This is a genomic window from Arenimonas sp. SCN 70-307 (assembly GCF_001724815.1).
In the GTDB taxonomy this organism is placed as follows: Bacteria; Pseudomonadota; Gammaproteobacteria; order Xanthomonadales; family Xanthomonadaceae; genus Arenimonas.
Genome location: NZ_MEDO01000029.1, coordinates 18,159 through 34,109 on the forward strand (window position 1 = coordinate 18,159; position 15,951 = coordinate 34,109).

17 protein-coding genes and 2 pseudogenes are annotated in these 15,951 nt (G+C 70.0%); 7 read left to right on the forward strand and 12 right to left on the reverse strand.

Annotated elements, in window-relative coordinates; genetic code table 11:
- Window positions 1-3: 3 nt before the first annotated feature.
- From ABS41_RS13130 to ABS41_RS13765, 5 genes and pseudogenes are all read right to left on the reverse strand, one after another.
- Entirely contained in the window at window positions 4-786 is a 783-nt protein-coding gene (locus ABS41_RS13130) for a succinate dehydrogenase iron-sulfur subunit (RefSeq protein ID WP_290595073.1), read from the reverse strand.
- A 104-nt stretch (window positions 787-890) separates the two neighbouring features.
- Window positions 891-2,631 (reverse strand): annotated as a pseudogene (gene sdhA / locus ABS41_RS13135) (succinate dehydrogenase flavoprotein subunit).
- Between the two features lie 7 nt (window positions 2,632-2,638).
- Window positions 2,639-3,016 (reverse strand): succinate dehydrogenase, hydrophobic membrane anchor protein, encoded by a 378-nt coding sequence (gene sdhD, locus ABS41_RS13140; RefSeq protein WP_290595074.1) that lies wholly within the window; start codon window positions 3,014-3,016, stop codon window positions 2,639-2,641.
- Window positions 3,013-3,408: a succinate dehydrogenase, cytochrome b556 subunit gene (gene sdhC, locus ABS41_RS13145; protein WP_290595075.1), complete on the reverse strand. Its 396-nt coding sequence runs from the start codon at window positions 3,406-3,408 to the stop codon at window positions 3,013-3,015. The genes sdhD and sdhC overlap by 4 nt, the downstream gene beginning before the upstream one ends.
- Before the next feature lie 59 nt (window positions 3,409-3,467).
- Window positions 3,468-3,551, reverse strand: a pseudogene (locus tag ABS41_RS13765) (DUF1674 domain-containing protein); the annotation flags it as partial.
- Between the two features lie 178 nt (window positions 3,552-3,729).
- Here ABS41_RS13765 and ABS41_RS13155 point away from each other — a divergent pair.
- The gene (locus ABS41_RS13155; protein ID WP_290595077.1) at window positions 3,730-4,545 is read left to right on the forward strand and encodes a folate-binding protein; all 816 of its coding nucleotides are present in this window, start codon (window positions 3,730-3,732) and stop codon (window positions 4,543-4,545) included.
- 92 nt (window positions 4,546-4,637) lie between these two features.
- Complete coding sequence (locus tag ABS41_RS13160) at window positions 4,638-5,531, forward strand: PhnD/SsuA/transferrin family substrate-binding protein (RefSeq protein WP_290595078.1); 894 nt, start codon at window positions 4,638-4,640, stop codon at window positions 5,529-5,531.
- 15 nt (window positions 5,532-5,546) lie between these two features.
- Here the strand turns inward: ABS41_RS13160 and ABS41_RS13165 are convergent, their stop codons facing one another.
- From ABS41_RS13165 to ABS41_RS13185, 5 genes are all read right to left on the reverse strand, one after another.
- Window positions 5,547-6,461, reverse strand: a complete 915-nt coding sequence (locus ABS41_RS13165; RefSeq protein WP_290595079.1) for an adenylate/guanylate cyclase domain-containing protein — start codon at window positions 6,459-6,461, stop codon at window positions 5,547-5,549.
- A 16-nt stretch (window positions 6,462-6,477) separates the two neighbouring features.
- Complete coding sequence (locus ABS41_RS13170) at window positions 6,478-8,742, reverse strand: thiamine pyrophosphate-dependent enzyme (RefSeq protein WP_290595080.1); 2,265 nt, start codon at window positions 8,740-8,742, stop codon at window positions 6,478-6,480.
- Window positions 8,743-8,761: 19 nt separating this feature from the next.
- Window positions 8,762-9,316 (reverse strand): GNAT family N-acetyltransferase, encoded by a 555-nt coding sequence (locus tag ABS41_RS13175; protein ID WP_290595081.1) that lies wholly within the window; start codon window positions 9,314-9,316, stop codon window positions 8,762-8,764.
- A 23-nt stretch (window positions 9,317-9,339) separates the two neighbouring features.
- A complete protein-coding gene (locus tag ABS41_RS13180; RefSeq protein WP_290595082.1) occupies window positions 9,340-10,503 on the reverse strand; it encodes an acyl-CoA dehydrogenase family protein in 1,164 nt (387 codons plus the stop codon).
- Between the two features lie 135 nt (window positions 10,504-10,638).
- On the reverse strand, window positions 10,639-11,322 hold the full coding sequence (locus ABS41_RS13185) for a glycine zipper 2TM domain-containing protein (protein ID WP_290595083.1): 684 nt from the start codon (window positions 11,320-11,322) through the stop codon (window positions 10,639-10,641).
- A gap of 137 nt (window positions 11,323-11,459) precedes the next feature.
- On the opposite strand from ABS41_RS13185, the gene ABS41_RS13190 reads away from it, so the two are divergent.
- A complete protein-coding gene (locus tag ABS41_RS13190; RefSeq protein WP_290595084.1) occupies window positions 11,460-11,690 on the forward strand; it encodes a DUF6116 family protein in 231 nt (76 codons plus the stop codon).
- Window positions 11,687-12,448, forward strand: a complete 762-nt coding sequence (locus ABS41_RS13195) for a TatD family hydrolase (protein WP_290595085.1) — start codon at window positions 11,687-11,689, stop codon at window positions 12,446-12,448. The genes ABS41_RS13190 and ABS41_RS13195 overlap by 4 nt, the downstream gene beginning before the upstream one ends.
- 6 nt (window positions 12,449-12,454) lie before the next feature.
- Here the strand turns inward: ABS41_RS13195 and ABS41_RS13200 are convergent, their stop codons facing one another.
- Window positions 12,455-13,243 carry a tRNA threonylcarbamoyladenosine dehydratase gene (locus ABS41_RS13200; protein WP_290595086.1) on the reverse strand — a complete coding sequence of 263 codons (789 nt, stop codon included), beginning with the start codon at window positions 13,241-13,243 and terminating at the stop codon, window positions 12,455-12,457.
- A 129-nt stretch (window positions 13,244-13,372) separates the two neighbouring features.
- On the opposite strand from ABS41_RS13200, the gene ABS41_RS13205 reads away from it, so the two are divergent.
- Window positions 13,373-13,837, forward strand: a complete 465-nt coding sequence (locus ABS41_RS13205; RefSeq protein WP_290595087.1) for a glycine zipper 2TM domain-containing protein — start codon at window positions 13,373-13,375, stop codon at window positions 13,835-13,837.
- A gap of 75 nt (window positions 13,838-13,912) precedes the next feature.
- Window positions 13,913-14,311 carry a hypothetical protein gene (locus ABS41_RS13210; protein ID WP_290595088.1) on the forward strand — a complete coding sequence of 133 codons (399 nt, stop codon included), beginning with the start codon at window positions 13,913-13,915 and terminating at the stop codon, window positions 14,309-14,311.
- On the opposite strand, the gene ABS41_RS13215 is transcribed toward ABS41_RS13210, so the two are convergent.
- The gene (locus ABS41_RS13215) at window positions 14,301-15,143 is read right to left on the reverse strand and encodes an alpha/beta fold hydrolase (RefSeq protein ID WP_290595089.1); all 843 of its coding nucleotides are present in this window, start codon (window positions 15,141-15,143) and stop codon (window positions 14,301-14,303) included. The two genes, ABS41_RS13210 and ABS41_RS13215, sit on opposite strands and share 11 nt — an antisense overlap.
- 186 nt (window positions 15,144-15,329) lie before the next feature.
- Between ABS41_RS13215 and ABS41_RS13220 the strand changes: the two genes are divergently transcribed.
- On the forward strand, window positions 15,330-15,833 hold the full coding sequence (locus ABS41_RS13220) for a fasciclin domain-containing protein (protein ID WP_290595090.1): 504 nt from the start codon (window positions 15,330-15,332) through the stop codon (window positions 15,831-15,833).
- Window positions 15,834-15,951: the final 118 nt, after the last annotated feature.

The window sequence follows — 15,951 nt, forward strand, 5'->3', positions numbered from 1 at the left end:
GGCTCAGGCGCCCCGGCGCTGCAGCATCAGCTTCTTGATCTCGCCGATCGCCCGGGCCGGGTTCAGGCCCTTCGGACAGGTGCGCGCGCAGTTCATGATGGTGTGGCAGCGGTAGAGCTTGAACGGATCCTCGAGCTCGTCCAGGCGCGCACCGGTGTCCTCGTCGCGGCTGTCGATGATCCAGCGGTAGGCCTGCAGCAGGATCGCCGGGCCCAGGTAGCGATCGCCGTTCCACCAGTAGCTGGGGCAGCTGGTCGAGCAGCAGGCGCAGAGGATGCACTCGTACAGGCCGTCGAGCTTGGCGCGGTCTTCCTTCGACTGCAGGCGCTCCTTGGCCGGGGCGGTGCTCTGCGTGCGCAGCCAGGGCTTGATCGAGGCGTACTGGGCGTAGAAGTGCGACAGGTCCGGCACCAGGTCCTTGATGACCGGCATGTGCGGCAGCGGGTAGATCGGCACTTCCTTCTTGCCGCACTCGTCGATGGCCTTGGTGCAGGCCAGCGTGTTGGTGCCGTCGATGTTCATCGCGCACGAACCGCAGATGCCCTCGCGGCAGGAGCGGCGGAAGGTGAGCGTGGGGTCGATCTCGTTCTTGATCTTGATCAGCGCGTCCAGGACCATCGGGCCGCACGAATCCATGTCGACTTCGTAGGTGTCGGTGCGCGGGTTGGCGCTGTCGTCCGGGTTCCAGCGGTAGACCTTGAACACGCGCACGTTCTTCGCGCCTTGGGCGGCGAAGTGCTTGCCCTTGGTGACCTTGGAATTCTTCGGGAGGGTGAACTCGGCCATTTTGCTAGGTTCCTGGGAACTTGCTGGGTCCTGTAGGAGCGCCTTCAGGCGCGAATCTTTTCTCCGAAGAGCAATTCGCGCCTGAAGGCGCTCCTACGGGGAGATCAATAGGTGCGGGCCTTGAGGGGCACCACTTCGACGTCGTTGCTCAGGGTGTACATGTGCACCGGGCGGTAGTCGATGCGGGTGTTGCCCGCCTCGTCCACCCAGCACAGCGTGTGCTTGTGCCAGTTCACGTCGTCGCGCTCGGAGAAGTCCTCGCGGGCGTGGGCGCCACGCGACTCCTTGCGGTTCTCTGCCGAGACCAGGGTGGCCACGGCCTGGCCCAGCAGGTTCTGCAGCTCGAGCGTTTCTATCAGGTCGGAGTTCCAGACCATCGAGCGGTCGGAGACGCGCACGTCGGCGAAGCTCTTGTTGACCTCGGTGATCTTCTGCACGCCCTCGAGCAGGGTCTCGCCGGTGCGGAACACCGCGGCGTTGTTCTGCATGACCTGCTGCATCTTGTCGCGGATCTCCGCGGTCGGCGTGCCGCCGTTGGCATTGCGCAGCTTGTCGAGGTTGGCCAGCGACTTGTCGCAGGCCGACGCCGGCAGCGACCTGTGCGGCGCGCCCGGCTTGATGGTCTCGGCGCAGCGGTTGGCCACCGCACGGCCGAACACCACCAGGTCGAGCAGCGAGTTCGAGCCCAGGCGGTTGGCGCCGTGCACCGACACGCAGGCCGCCTCGCCGATGGCGTACAGGCCCGGCACCACGGTATCGGGGTTGCCGTTCTTCAGCGTGACCACTTCGCCGTGGTAGTTGGTCTGCAGGCCGCCCATGTTGTAGTGCACGGTCGGCAGCACCGGGATGGGCTGCTTGGTGACGTCGACGCCGGCGAAGATCTTGGCGGTCTCGGCGATGCCCGGCAGCTTCTCGTGGATGTCGGCCGGGTTGAGGTGGGTCAGGTCGAGGTGGATGTGGTCGCCCTTGGCGCCCACGCCGCGGCCTTCGCGGATCTCGATGGTCATCGAGCGCGACACGACGTCGCGCGAGGCCAGGTCCTTGGCGTTGGGCGCGTAGCGCTCCATGAAGCGCTCGCCCTTGGAATTGCGCAGGATGCCGCCTTCGCCGCGCACGCCCTCGGTGATCAGGCAGCCGGCGCCGTAGATGCCGGTCGGGTGGAACTGCACGAACTCCATGTCCTGCAGCGGCAGGCCGGCGCGCAGGGCCATGCCGGCCGTAGCCGCCGGTGGCCAGCACCGTGCCCTGGGCGCGGAACAGGTGCAGCTCGCCGGTGGCCATGTCGAGCGCGAGCACGCCGCGGCAGGCGCCCTCCTCGTCCATGATCAGGTCGAGCGCGAAGTACTCGATGAAGAACTCGGCCGAATGCGCCAGCGACTGCTGGTAGAGCGTGTGCAGGATGGCGTGGCCGGTGCGGTCGGCGGCGGCGCAGGTGCGCTGGGCGGTGCCCTTGCCGTAGTGCGTGGTCATGCCGCCGAAGGGACGCTGGTAGATGCGGCCGTCCTCGGTGCGCGAGAACGGCACGCCCTGGTGTTCGAGCTCGATGATGGCCGGGATCGCCTCGCGGCACATGTACTCGATGGCGTCCTGGTCGCCCAGCCAGTCCGAACCCTTGATGGTGTCGTAGAAGTGGAAGCGCCAGTCGTCCTCGCCCATGTTGCCCAGCGCGGCCGAGATGCCGCCCTGCGCCGCCACGGTGTGCGAGCGGGTCGGGAACACCTTGCTGATGCAGGCGGTCTTGAGGCCCTTCTGGGCCAGGCCGAAGGTGGCGCGCAAGCCGGCGCCGCCGGCGCCGACGACGACCATGTCGTACTTGTGCTCGTGGATCTTGTAGGCGGACGTCATGGCGTTCTCAGGCAAGGAAGAAGAGGCGGCCGATGGCCAGCAGGGAGGCGATGGCGGCCAGGGCGTAGGCGAACTTGACGACCACCTGCAGCAGAAGCTCGGCGCCGCCGTGGATGTAGTCCTCGATCACCACCTGCAGGCCGAGGCGGGCATGCCAGAACAGCGAGAGCACGAAGGCGGTCATCAGGATCGCGGTCAGCGGCTGCGACAGCGTGGCGCGCACGGTGGCCAGGTCGTCGCCGATGAGGCCGACCATGAGGATGACGAACCAGGGCGTGAGCAGCATCAGCGCGATGGCGGTCAGGCGCTGGTGCCACCAGTGCGTGGTGCCGTCCTTGGCCGAGCCCAGGCCCTTGGCGCGGGCGAGCGGGTTGCGCAGGCTCATGCCGCACCTCCCGCGGTCAGGCCGACGTACCAGAGCACGGCGGTCAGCACCACGGCCAGCACCGCCACGGCGTAGCCGCTGGCGTAGGCCTTGGGGATCTCGTAGCCGTGGCCGGCGTCCCAGGCCAGGTGCCGGATGCCGTTGAGGAAGTGGTAGACCAGGCAGGCCGAGAACCCGAACAGGGCGATCTTGCCCGGCACCGAGGCCAGCACCGCGCTGTAGGCCGCGAAGGCCTCGGCGCCGGTGGCGGCGGCGACCAGCCAGCCAGCGAACACCAGCGAACCCAGGGCCAGGACCACGCCCGTGCCGCGGTGCAGGATGGACATCACGCTCGTCAGCTGCGGCCGGTAGACCTGCAGGTGCGGGGACAAGGGTCGTTCTTGCGTCGCCATGGGCTGCGCTCGTCTCGGTGGATGTGGAAAGGATGCCGTCGGGGATGTCGGCGTAATGTTCAGAAGTCGATGCAGCGTCCGTTCTTTTCCCAGTCCCCGTAGCGGGTGGGGTCCGGACCGCCGCGACCACCGACCTCCGCCGGCGGCTCGGCCGGAGCCGGGCCCGGCGGACTGGCCGGGGCTTCGGGAGCGTCGGTGGATTGGCCTAAGATGCGAGGCTCGTTCGCCATTCCTTAATGTTAAGTCCCGCAGCCAATGTCGTTCAAGCCAATTGACGTCGCTTCACCCTGCCCCGCCCTCCCTGGCACCGGCCTCCTGGCTGTGCGGGGACGCGATGCCGGCACCTTCCTGCAGGCGCAGACGATGAACGACGTGGCGGCGCTGGCGGTGGGCCAGTGGCAGTGGAACGGGCTGCTCACGCCCAAGGGGCGCGTGATCTTCCTGTTCGCGCTCGCGCGCACCGGCGACGACGACTACCTGATCATCGCGCCCGATGCCGGCGCGGCCGAGCTCAAGGCGCAGCTGCAACGCTTCGTGTTCCGCAGCAAGCTGAGCCTGGACGAGGCGCCCGCGCTGGTCGCCGCGGCCGCGCCCGGCCAGGCCGCCGGAGCGGGCCACGCCCTGCTCGACGCTGGCGGGGGTGCGATCGGCCTCGACCTTGCCGGCGAAGGCGGCCCGCGCTGCCTGTGGCTGCTGCCGCCGGCACACCCGGCGCTGGCACCCGAAGATCCGGCGGTGGGCGCCGACTGGCGACTGGCCGACCTGGCCCATGGCCTGCCCCGGCTCGCTCCCGGCCAGCGCGAGGCCTGGACGCCGCAAATGCTCTCGCTCGAGCGCCTGGGCGCCTTCAGCCTGAAAAAGGGCTGCTATCCGGGGCAGGAAATCGTCGCCCGCACCCACTACCTGGGCCAGGCCAAGCGCGGGCTGCAGCGGCTGGGGGCGGCCGCGGCGCTGGCCGAGGCCGCGCCCGTGGCCGGCCCCGACGGCCAGGAGCTGGGAAAGCTGGCCTGCGTCGCCAGCCACGGCGATCGCCACGAGGCCCTGGCCGTGCTGCCGGCCGGGTTGGACGCCGCGGCACCCCTGGCGGCCGGCCAGCCGCTCGTTCGGCTCCCCCTGCTGGGCGGCCTGGCCCGCTGAGGCGGGACGTCGACTGCATCCCGGAACCGGCGCGGCTCGCTTGGCCCCCGCCCGGTTGTCTGCTATACCGCCGGGCACAGGGAGGAACAAACATGAAGCTCAAGAATTGCCTTCTGGCAATGGCGCTGGCCCTGGCGGGCATGTCCGCCTCGGCCGCCGAGTACACGCTCGCGGTGGAACCGAACTACCCGCCGTCGCAGGCGCAGCAGGTCTACCAGCCGCTGCTCGACTATCTCTCGGCCAGCACCGGCCACACCTTCAAGCTCAAGACCGCGGCCAACTACCACGTGTACTGGCGCGACCTGCGCGCCGGCATGAAGGTGGACTTCGCGTTCGAAGAAGCGCACTTCACCGGCTACCGCATGGGCCGCCTGGGCTTCACGCCGCTGGTGCGCACGGCCGAGGCCACGCGCTACTCGCTGCTGGCCGACTCGATGGTGGCCGAGGAAGGCATCCCGGGCCTGATCGGCCGCCCGGTGGTGAGCATGCCGGCGCCGAGCATGGGCTACCTGCTGCTCAACGAGCTCTATCGCAACCCGATCGCCTCGCCCGAGATCAAGTCGGTGGCCTCCGGCTGGCGCGACGGCGTGGAGATGATCTTCTCCCAGGAAACCGACGCGGCGATGGTGCCCAACTACATCGCCCAGCTCTATCCGAACCTGGTGGTGGTGTCCGAGTCGCGCGAGTTCACCGGCCGCACGCTCAGCGCCGCCGGCACCGTGCCCTCCGACGTGCGCGAGGCGGTGGCGCAGGCCATGCTCAAGCTGCACGAGGATCCGGCCGTGTACGAGGTGCTCGTCGAACTCGGCTCGGCGCAGTTCGTCGAAGCCAGTGCCGGCGAGTACGAAGGTTCCGAGCGTCTGCTGGCGGGCGTGTTCGGCTACAAGCCGCGCCCGGCCTCGAACACCCCGGCGCAGGCCGCGGAGCCGACGATCGACCTGGACGACGAGGACCTGGGCGGCATCGAGGTCACTGCCGGGGACTGAACCCGGCCGCCGGCCTCAGCCGGCCTCGAAGTGGATGATGTCGCCGGTGTTCACGCCAAAGGCCTGGCCCAGGCTGATGGTTCCGGACTTGCGCAGGTGCAGTTCGTCGCGGTGCAGCTTGATCTCGTCGTCCTCGCCGATGCGCACGTAGGTGCCGTTGGTCGAGCGGTCGGTGATCATGAAATGGCCGCGCTTGTACTCGAGCATCGCATGGGTGCGACTGACCCAGTCGGCCTCCACCACCAGGTGGTTGCCTGGCTCGCGGCCCATCAGGAACGGCTCGGAATCGGGCCGCAGTTCGATGGTTTCGCCGCGGTGGCGCAGGCGCAGGACGCCCAGCGCCGCCGCCTCGTCGGCCTCGGCGCCGGCCAGCGGGCGCGCCGAGCTCTGCACCAGGGTCATGCCCGAGGTGTCTTCCTGCCAGACCAGGTCGACGATGGCGATCGGCAGCAGCTTGCCGCTCACCCGCGCCTTGCCCAGGCTGCGCGCCTCGGGCATGCGGCCCGAGAGGCCGTCGTAGGTGGCGGCGGTGGTGACCACCTGCTCGCGCTTGGCCAGCGAGGCCATGCGCGCGGCGACGTTGACCGCATCGCCATAGACGTCGCCATCGGCCTCCTCGAGCGCGTCGCCGTGGTGCAGGCCGATGCGCACGGCCAGGCTGTCGCGCACGAAGTCGATGTCGCGGGCCATGCGCCGCTGCATGTCGCAGGCGGCCAGGACGCCGTTCATCGCCTTGGGGAAGGTGCACATCACCTCGTCGCCGATGGTCTTGATGACCCGGCCGCCGTGCTGCCGGCAAACCTCGGAAAGCGCCCCGAGCACCAGCGAAATCAGGCGGCGCGCCTCGACGTCACCCTTGGTCTCGAACAGCCTCGTGCTGCCGCTGACGTCGGCGAACAGGATGGTCTGGGGCCGGGATTGGGCGCTCATGTCGAGGCAAACGATATCAGGCGAGGGCCTCGGCCATCGCCACGATGTCGTCGTCGGACGGGATGACCAGGAAAGCCGCGCCCGCCAGCGGGGTGTAGGTGTCCTCGCCCACGACCCGGCGCAACGGCTTGGCACCCTGCCCGCCCTCGACCACGGCGGTGATGATGCCCTCGCCCACGCCGGCCGAGCGGCGGCCCTCGTCCACCACCAGGATGCGATCGCACTCGCCGGCGTGGCGGGCGATGGCGGCGGCGTTGAGCGGCTGCAGCCAGCGCAGGTCCACCACGCGCACCTTCCAGCCCTTCGCGGCTTCGATGCGCCGCGCCGCGCGCAGGCTCATCGGCACGCCGTTGCCGAAGCTGAAGATCACCAGGTCGCGGGCCTCGGGGGCGTACACGCGTTCCTCGCCCACGACCATGGCCTGGTCGGGCGCCGGGTAGCTGGTGAGCCACTGGCCGTCGCCCGGCTCGTAGAGGTCCTTGGCCATGTACAGCGCGATCGGCTCGAGGTAGGCGCACACGCGCCCGTCCACCTTGGCCAGCGCCATCATCGTGCGCAGCATGGTGGCGGCGTCGTCGCCGCGGCTGGGGCAGCCGACCACCAGGCCCGGGATGTCGCGCAGCGCGGTGATCGAGTTGTCGTTGTGGAAATGCCCGCCGAAGCCGCGCTGGTAGCCCAGCGAGGCGATGCGCATCACCATCGGGTTGCGGTACTGGCCGTTGGAGAAGAACTGCAGGCTGCAGGCTTCGCCGCGGATCTGGTCGCAGGCGTTGTGGAAGTACGCCAGGTACTGGATCTCGGGCATGGGCAGCATGCCGACGTTGGCGTAACCCTGGGCCAGGCCCAGGATCATGGTTTCGTCGAGCAGCGTGTTGAACACGCGCGCGTTCTTGAAGGCCTTGTGCAGGCCCTTGGTGACCGTGTACACGCCGCCCTTCTGCGCCACGTCCTCGCCGAACAGCAGGGCCTCGGGGTACTTGCAGAACAGGTCGTGCAGGGCCTGGTTGATCTGGATGGCCAGGTGCCTGGGCGGCTGGTTCTCCGGCAGCTTCGCCTCGCTGCCGAACACCGCCAGGCGCCTGTCGGCGTAGTCGGCGCGCGCGGCCTCGTCGGCCACCTTGTCGGGCGTGAACGGCGCCAGCGGCGCCATCACCTCGGCCAGGTCGGTCAGCTTCGGACGGCGGTCGGCCTCTTCGGCGGCGGCGAAGCAGCGGGCGCGCATGGCTTCGTACTTGCCCAGCAGCTCGTCCTTGCTCATCAGGCCCGAGACCAGGGCGATCTCGGCCGAGCGCAGCAGCGGGTCGGTGGCCTCGACGGCCATCAGCTCCTCGATGCTGCGCCACTCGATCTCGAAATCGGTGCCGGCGTGGCCCATGATCCGGGTGGTCTTGAGGTGCAGGAAGGTCGGGCGGCGCGTGCGGCGGCAGTGCTCCACCGCGGCCTGCACCTGGCCGTAGCCGCTGGCGATGTCGAGGCCGTCGGCGAAGAAGTAGTCCAGGCCGTCGCGGTGGCGGAAGGCATTGCCGATCCAGCCGCCGGGCGTCTTGACCGAGATGCCGATGCCGTTGTCCTCGCAGACGAAAAGCACCGGCGCCGGCAGGCGCTGGTAGGCCGTCCACTGCGCGGTGTTGAAGGCGGTCTGGGCGGTGGCGTGATTGCTCGAGGCATCGCCGAAGCTGCAGATGGCGATCGAATCGTCCGGGATCGGCAGTTCATGGCCGATGCGGCGCGCCTGCTCGATGGCGATGGCGGTGCCCAGCGCCTTGGGCAGGTGCGAGGCGATCGTGGAGGTCTGCGGCAGCACCCACAGCGGCTTGCTGCCCCACACTTTGTGCCGGCCGCCCGAAGCCGGGTCGTCCTTGCTCGCGGCGAAGCTGAGCGCCGAGTCCATCACCGGATCCATGCCCGGCAGCTTGCGGAAGCGCTCGGCCATGAAGCCGCCCGAGCGATAGTGCAGGAAGGCCGGGTCGGTGTGCCGCGCCAGGCGCGCCACCATCGCATTGCCCTCGTGGCCGCTCGAGCCGATGGTGTAGAACACCTTCTGCTGCACGCGCAGCACCCGCGCCATCAGGTCGAGGTGGCGCGAGACCAGCTGCGACTCGAACAGCTCCAGGAAATCGGCCGCGGTGCAGGCGCTGCCGTCGAGCACCGGCTCGTGCGGGGCCGGCCGGTGCAGGGGCTTGCCCGACCAGGACTTCACGAACTCGGTGAAGTTGTCGTCGCAGACCTTGGCGCGATTGACGTCTTTGTGGCGGGCGGGGATGGACATGGCGACTGGCATGGCGTGCTCGGTGGCGGGATCAGGCGCGAAGCGTCAGGCGGTTTCGCCGCCATTGTTCCTGCGTCTGGCCCCAGAGTTGGGCGGGTTGGTTTTCATAGGGCGCCGGCAGGCGGCAGGGGCCGCGCAGCGTCGCGCCGAGGCGGCGGGCAACCGCCTGGGACGGCAGGTTGTCGGGGGCGATGGTCTGGATGATGTCCGTCCAGCCGAGATGGTCGACGGCCCAATCGATGCAGGCCGCGGCGGCTTCGGTGGCGTAGCCCTTGCCCCAGGCGGCACGGGCCAGCGAATAGCCGACCTCGCTGCCCGGCCAGCCTTCGGGCTGCCAGGGCCCGACGCGTCCGACCCATTGGCCGGACGCGCGCTCGAACACGGAGAAGAAGGAAAACCCCTGCACGTGCCAGGCACCGACCACGGCCAGCAGGCTGCGCCAGGCCACCGCGCGCGGCTGGACGCCGCCGAGGTGGACCATGGCCTCCGGGTCGGCGCAGAACGCTGCCCAGGGCTCGAAGTCCTCGCCGCGGACCGGCCGCAGGAGCAGCCGGTCGGTCTCGAGGCACAAGCCGTCCAGGTCCATGGCGCTCCCCCGCCCGTCCGGGATCAGAACGCGTTGATGCCGGTCACTTCGCGGCCGATCACCAGCTGGTGCACGGTCTCGGTGCCCTCGTAGGTGATCACGGACTCGAGGTTGAGCGCATGGCGGATCGGCGGGTGCTCGGTGGTGATGCCGGCGCCGCCGAGGATGTCGCGGGCCTCGCGGCTGATGTCCAGGGCCATGCGGCAGTTGTTCCACTTGGCCAGCGACACCTGCGAATGCTGCAGCGTGCCGGCGTCCTTGAGGCGGCCGAGCTGCAGCGACAGCAGCTGCGCCAGCGTGATGCGGCGGGCCATGTCGGCGAGCTTGAGCTGCACGGCCTGGGTCGCGGCGATCGGCCGGCCGAACAGCACGCGCTCCTTTGCATATTCCAGCGCCGAGCTGTAGCTGGCGATGGCGGCGCCGATCGGCCCCCAGGTGATGCCGTAGCGGGCCTGGCTCAGGCAGCCCAGCGGGCCCTTGAGGCCCTTCACGTTCGGCAAGCGCTGCGAATCGGGCACGCGCACGTTGTCGAAGAACAGGGCCGAGGTGACCGAGGCGCGCAGGCTCATCTTGCGGTGCACTTCCTGCGCCGCGAAACCCTTGGCGTCGGTGGGCACGATGAAGCCCTGGATGCCATCCTCGGTCTGGGCCCAGACGATGGCGATGTTGGCCACGTTGCCGTTGGTAATCCACATCTTGGCGCCGTTGATGACCCAGTCGCCGCCGTCCTTCTTCGCCACCGTCTTCATGTTGGCCGGGTCGGAGCCGCCGTGCGGCTCGGTCAGGCCGAAGCAGCCGATGATCTCGCCGCGGGCCATGCCCGGCAGGTACTGGCGGCGCTGCTCTTCCGAGCCGTAGGCGTAGATCGGGTACATGCACAGCGAGCTCTGCACCGAGACGAAGCTGCGGATGCCGCTGTCGCCGCGCTCGAGTTCCTGGCAGATCAGGCCGTAGCTGACGGCGTTGAGGCCGGCGCAGCCGTACTCCTCGGGCAGGGAGGAGCCGAGCAGGCCCATCGCGGCGATCTCGGGCACCAGTTCCTTCGGGAAGCGGCCCTGGTCGAAGCAGTCGCCGATGATCGGCAGCACCTTTTCGTCGGTGAAGCGGGCGACGGAGTCCTGGATCATCCGCTCCTCTTCGCTGAGCAGGGAACGGATGTCGAACAGGTCGGTCGGGTTCAGGGCCATGGCTGCGGGCTTTGGTGGGCTGGAAAGCCGCATATTCTAACGGTTTCCCGCTGCCGCCGGCAGCTTTGCCGGGCCCGGAAAAGTGAAGGGCCGGCATGGCCGGCCCTTCGGGACATCGCGTGGGGTGCCGCGGGTTCAACCCTTCGGCGGCGTATCCTTGCCCGCCACGGCGATCACGCCGTCCTTGATCGGCAGGCGGCTGCCCGGGTCCTCGTCCATCACCAGGCGGCCGGTCTGGCCGTCATAGCGCCAGGTGACGTCGTAGCCGACGATCTTGTCGCGCTCGCCGAGCTGGATCTGGGCGCCGGGCTTGCGGTCGACGCGGATGCTGCCCAGCTCGCCCTCGCTGCGGTAGGTCACGTCGTAACCGACGACTTCCTCGCGCGGCTCGGACACGGTCTGGCAGACGCGCTGGACCTCGGTGGTCTTGCGGCCGCCTTCGTGGCGACGGTCGATCTCGCGGCCGGCATAGGCGCCGCCCACCGCACCGGCCACCGTGGCCAGCTTGCGGCCGTCGCCCTTGCCCACCTGGTTGCCTACCAGGCCGCCGACGACGGCACCGATCACCATGCCGTCCTTGTCGCCGAAGCGCTCGGGCTGGCGGGTCTCGACCACGCGGTCCTCGCAGACCTCGCGCTGGCCGGTGCGCATCTCCGTGATGGCATTGGAGGCCACCACGTCGCCCAGGATGGGCTCCTTGACGGTGATCGGCGTGGCCGACACCACCTCGGCATAGGGAGTGGAATAGGTGTTGTAGGCGGCGATGGCGCCACCGCCAACCAGCACACCGGCCAGCACGGCCAGGACGGTCTTGTTCATGGTCTTGTCCTCCATTCGCGGCGGTCATCCGCCGTCGCGCTGGCAGGGTGTGCCAGCCTTGCTGAACACTAACGTAAAACGCGGGCGGCGGCGTCACGGCATGGTAAGTTTTCGGGGTCCTCCCCGGGAGCCCCGCCATGGCCAATCCGCTCACCGCGCCGCTGGTCGGCTTCGCCTCGAAGCTGCGCTTCCCCACCCTGTTCAAGATCACCCTGGCGCTGATGCTGCTCAGCTGGCTGCTGCCCGACCCGATCCCATTCGTCGATGAGATCGCCACCGCCCTGGTCGCCCTGGTGCTGGCGAACTGGCGCCGCAAGGACGTCCCGACCAGCGGCGAGGTCATCGAGGGCCAGGCCCGGCGCGAATGAGCCTGCTGTACGACAGCCACTGCCACCTCGACGCCCCCGAGTTCGACCCCGACCGCGCCGGGGTGCTGGCCCGGGCCCGCGCCGCCGGCGTCACCCGGCAACTGGTGCCGGCGGTGGACCGCGCCGGCTGGGACGCCATCGCCGGCCTCTGCGCCGCGGATCCGGGGCTGCGCCCGGCCTGGGGACTGCACCCGATGTTCCTCGACCGCCACCAGCCGGCCCATCTGGACGAGCTGGCCGACTGGCTGGCCCGCCACCGCCCTGCCGCGGTCGGCGAATGCGGGCTGGATTTTTACGTCGAGGGGCTGGATCCGGAGGCCCAGCGGCTCTATTTCCAGCGCCAGCTCGAGCTCGCCCGCGAGTTCGACCTGCCGGTGGTGCTGCACGCCCGCCGCGCCGTGGACGAGGTGATCGCCTCGCTGCGCCGGGTCGGCCACCTGCGCGGCGTGGTGCACAGCTGGTCGGGCAGCGAGGAACAGGCCCGGCAGCTGTTCGCGATGGGCTTTTGCCTGGGCATCGGCGGGCCGGTCACCTTCGAGCGCGCGCAGCGCCTGCGCCGCACCGTGGCGACCATGCCGATCGAACACCTGCTGCTGGAAACCGACGCCCCCGACCAGCCCGACGCCGGGCATCGCGGCCAGCGCAACGAGCCGGCGCGGCTGGCCGTGGTGCTCGAGACCGTGGCGGCGCTTCGCGGTGAATCCCCCGAAGCCATCGCGCAGGCCACCACGGCCAACGCCCGGCGCCTGTTCGGCTGAGCCCCGTCAGGCCGCCGGCCGCGCCTTGAGCAGCAGTTCGATGGCCTTGCCCGCCATCGCGAACCCGAAGGTTCCGGTGATGTGCGTGGCCGCGCCCAGGCCGGCGCCGCAGTCGAGCTTGAGCGCGGCGTCGGCGCCAAGCTTGGGGCGCACGCCGCAGACGCTGCCGTCGGGCTGGGGGTACTTCACGTTCTCCATCGAGTAGACCGCCGGCACGCCGAAATAGCGGTCGGGGTTGCGCGGAAAGCCGAAGTCGGCGCGCAGTTTCTTGCGGATCAGGGCCAGCATGGCGTCGTGTTCGGTGCGCGAGAGGTCGCGCACGCGCACCAGGGTCGGGTCGGTCCGGCCGCCGGCCGAACCGCAGGCGATGAGCGGCAGTTTGCGCCGGCGGCACCAGGCGATCATCTCGAGCTTGCTGCGCAGGCTGTCGCAGGCGTCGAGCACCAGGTCGTGGCCGCGGTCGAGCAGCGCCTCGAGGTTGGACGGCAGCAGGAACTGCGGCACCACCTCGACCTCGATGGCCGGGTTGATGGCGCGGCAGCGCTCGGCCAGCACCTCGCCCTTGCCGCGGCCGTACTGGCCTTCGAGCGCGTGCAGCTGGCGGTTGGTGTTCGAGACGCAGGTTTCGTCCGCGTCCACCAGCACCAGGCGGCCCATGCCGCTGCGCGCCAGTGACTCGACCACCCAGGAGCCGACGCCGCCCAGGCCGACCACGCAAACCTGCGCGCCGGCCAGCCTTTTCACCGCGCCGCGGCCATAAAGCCGGTCGATGCCGGCGAAACGAGGGTCTGCCATGGCCGCATTCTACCCGCGGCCCCGCCGGATGAACGCGACGGCAACCCGCGGCCGCGCTGGTCGGCACCCGTTCAGGCGGATTTGCCTAGCGTCGGCCCCGTGTCCCCGAACCCGTGCAAGGAGCCGACCATGAAAACCCGCATCCTCGCCGTCGCCGCGCTGTCGGTCACGCTGGCCGCCTGCGCCAGCAGCCAGCCGCGCAGCGCCTACGGCGGTTACGACAGCTACGACCGCGGTTATGCCCAGCGCTGCTACGACTGCGGCCGCATCGAGCGCATCGAGCAGGTCTACGGCGTGCGCGAGAACAGCCGCACCGGCGCGGTGCTCGGCGGCATCGTCGGCGCGGTCGCCGCCCGCGAGATCCCGAACCACGGCAGCGACGGCAAGCGCAACACCGCCACCGTGGCCGGCGCGGTCGCCGGCGCCGTGGCCGGCAACGCCATCGAGAACAAGGTCAACGAGGCCACCTTCGACATCCACGTGCGGATGGACAACGGCCGGCTGATCGTCATCAACCGCAACAGCCTGCCGTCCGGTGTGCGCGAAGGCGCCTACGTCCGCGTCGAAGGCACCCGCATCACCCCGCTGCGCTGACCCCGCGCGGGGCTTGAGGGCCGGGACCGCCGTGCTATCTTGCCGGCGGTCCCTGCCCGCACGGAGTCACCCGCGATGCGTTCCCTGATCCTCGTCCTGATCGGCCTGTTCGTCGGCGCCGCCCGCACCCTGATTCTGATGAACGCCCTGCGCCAGGGAACCGCCTACCCGAATGGCGTGATGGCGGTGATGTCGGCCCAGATGGGCGCGCTCAACGACAGCATCAAGCAGAATCGCTGCGCCGCCACCGACCTCACGCCGCGCCTGCAGACCCTGCGCCACCTCGGCAACGACCTCGAGCCGGCCTTCCTGCCGACCCAGGACGACGAGCGTTTCATCGCCCACTCCTCGCAGTTCCGTGCCGCGCTCGACGCCGCGCTGGCGACGCCGCCCAGCGACTGCGCCGCCGCGGGCGTGGCCCTGGACCGCGTCAAGAACAGCTGCCAGGCCTGCCACCGCGACTTCAAGGGCTGAGCCGCCCCCACCAGTCCGACACCGCGCCCGCCACCGGCGCCGCGGCACGCATCCATTTGAAGTGATCGGCGCGTGCGCCCAGGCGCGCCGCGTCGAAGCGCACGAGTTCGCGTGGGGCGGGGCCGAGCTTGCCCAGCAGTCCCTGCAGCGAGGCCTCGGGCACGAACCAGTCGTGCTCGAAGTGGATCGCCAGCGCCGGCCGCTGCAGGCGGGCCAGGGCGGCGTCCAAGGGTTCGCCCTGGCCGTAGTCGAGGTAACGGCCGCCGAGCACGGTGGCCGCCCAATCGCGCATCACGCCGCCGGCCTCGCGGCCCGCGAAACCCAGTCGCTCGCCCGGGTAGTGGCCGACCGCGCGCGTGAGCGGCGGCAGCAGGCGGGCGAAGGCGGAGATGCCCCAGCGCTTGTAGCCGCTGAAGGTTAGGCGGTCGGGAACGCCGGTGGCGGCGAGCACGAGGCCGGCGCAGGCGGCCGGCGCGAGCGCCGCGGCCATGGCGGCGAACTGGCCGCCGAGGCTGTGGCCGCCGAAACACCAGCGCAGCGACGGATCGAGCGCCGCGACGCTGGCGGGAATGTCCTGGCCGAGCAGCTCGGCATAACCCCAGTCGCGGCCGCGGGCGGCGCGCAGCGCGCTCGTGCCGATGCCGCGCCACTCGTGCACGGCCACCGCGAAGCCCTCCGCGGCCAGCGCCTGCGCGAAGCCGTCGTACTTGCGCGCGGGCACGCCGAGGGCCGGAATGAACATCAGGCCGGCGCGCGGCGCCTGCGGGCGCGTCAGGCGCAGTTCGAAAGCGTGGCCATCGCGGGATTGCAGCGGCAGGGCCTGGGTGTGCATTCGTGGTTCCGGGGTCGGGGGCGTGAAGCATAGCCAGCCTTTCGACGCCGCGGAAATGACCGTCACGTCCGCGAAACAAGTCCCACACATCTTGCTGACGCCGTCGCGACCCGGCCAACACATGGCGCCTGACAACCTGCGCCCCGTGCCCGAAGACGGGCATGACCCCCATCCCAGGAGTTGCCCATGAACCTGCTTCGCAAGTCCCTGCTCGCGCTCGCCCTCGCCGGCCTGGCCGCCACCCCGGCGCTGGCCCACGACCACAAGGGCGGCAAGCCCGCCGGCACCATCGTCGACGTCGCCGCCGGCAACGCCGATTTCGAAACCCTGGTGGCTGCCGTCAAGGCCGCCGGCCTGGTCGAGACGCTGTCGGGCGAGGGCCCGTTCACCGTCTTCGCCCCGACCGACGACGCCTTCGCCAAGCTGCCGGCCGGCACGGTCGAGTCGCTGCTGCTGCCGGAGAACAAGGACAAGCTCGTCGCGATCCTCACCTACCACGTGGTCGCGGGCAAGGTGAAGGCCGCCGACGTGGTCAACCTCGACACCGCCACCACCGTCAACGGCCAGGCCGCCGCCATCACGGTCGAGGGCGGCACGGTGAAGATCGACAACGCCACCGTCACCGCGACCGACATCAAGGCCAGCAACGGCATCATCCACGTGATCGACACCGTCATCATCCCGGACTGATTCCCTCCCCCAAGAAAAGGGCTCTTCACCCAAGTCCGGGGAAGGCCGCCCGGATCTTCAAGAAGAAGTAGGCGTCATCGCGGTAGCCGTAGGCCACCCGTTTGATGACCTTGATCTT

What these genes read in the sequence shown, in the direction of transcription:
- ABS41_RS13160 (WP_290595078.1), top strand. Translation starts at nt 4,638, where the DNA reads ATGAAGCTCAAGAATTGCCTTCTGGCAATGGCGCTGGCCCTGGCGGGC.
- ABS41_RS13190 (WP_290595084.1), top strand. Translation starts at nt 11,460, where the DNA reads ATGGCCAATCCGCTCACCGCGCCGCTGGTCGGCTTCGCCTCGAAGCTG.
- ABS41_RS13165 (WP_290595079.1), bottom strand. Translation starts at nt 6,461, where the DNA reads ATGAGCGCCCAATCCCGGCCCCAGACCATCCTGTTCGCCGACGTCAGC.
- ABS41_RS13180 (WP_290595082.1), bottom strand. Translation starts at nt 10,503, where the DNA reads ATGGCCCTGAACCCGACCGACCTGTTCGACATCCGTTCCCTGCTCAGC.
- ABS41_RS13195 (WP_290595085.1), top strand. Translation starts at nt 11,687, where the DNA reads ATGAGCCTGCTGTACGACAGCCACTGCCACCTCGACGCCCCCGAGTTC.
- ABS41_RS13220 (WP_290595090.1), top strand. Translation starts at nt 15,330, where the DNA reads ATGAACCTGCTTCGCAAGTCCCTGCTCGCGCTCGCCCTCGCCGGCCTG.
- sdhC (WP_290595075.1), bottom strand. Translation starts at nt 3,408, where the DNA reads ATGGCGACGCAAGAACGACCCTTGTCCCCGCACCTGCAGGTCTACCGG.
- ABS41_RS13185 (WP_290595083.1), bottom strand. Translation starts at nt 11,322, where the DNA reads ATGAACAAGACCGTCCTGGCCGTGCTGGCCGGTGTGCTGGTTGGCGGT.
- ABS41_RS13200 (WP_290595086.1), bottom strand. Translation starts at nt 13,243, where the DNA reads ATGGCAGACCCTCGTTTCGCCGGCATCGACCGGCTTTATGGCCGCGGC.
- ABS41_RS13210 (WP_290595088.1), top strand. Translation starts at nt 13,913, where the DNA reads ATGCGTTCCCTGATCCTCGTCCTGATCGGCCTGTTCGTCGGCGCCGCC.
- sdhD (WP_290595074.1), bottom strand. Translation starts at nt 3,016, where the DNA reads ATGAGCCTGCGCAACCCGCTCGCCCGCGCCAAGGGCCTGGGCTCGGCC.
- ABS41_RS13215 (WP_290595089.1), bottom strand. Translation starts at nt 15,143, where the DNA reads ATGCACACCCAGGCCCTGCCGCTGCAATCCCGCGATGGCCACGCTTTC.
- ABS41_RS13130 (WP_290595073.1), bottom strand. Translation starts at nt 786, where the DNA reads ATGGCCGAGTTCACCCTCCCGAAGAATTCCAAGGTCACCAAGGGCAAG.
- ABS41_RS13175 (WP_290595081.1), bottom strand. Translation starts at nt 9,316, where the DNA reads ATGGACCTGGACGGCTTGTGCCTCGAGACCGACCGGCTGCTCCTGCGG.
- ABS41_RS13170 (WP_290595080.1), bottom strand. Translation starts at nt 8,742, where the DNA reads ATGCCAGTCGCCATGTCCATCCCCGCCCGCCACAAAGACGTCAATCGC.
- ABS41_RS13205 (WP_290595087.1), top strand. Translation starts at nt 13,373, where the DNA reads ATGAAAACCCGCATCCTCGCCGTCGCCGCGCTGTCGGTCACGCTGGCC.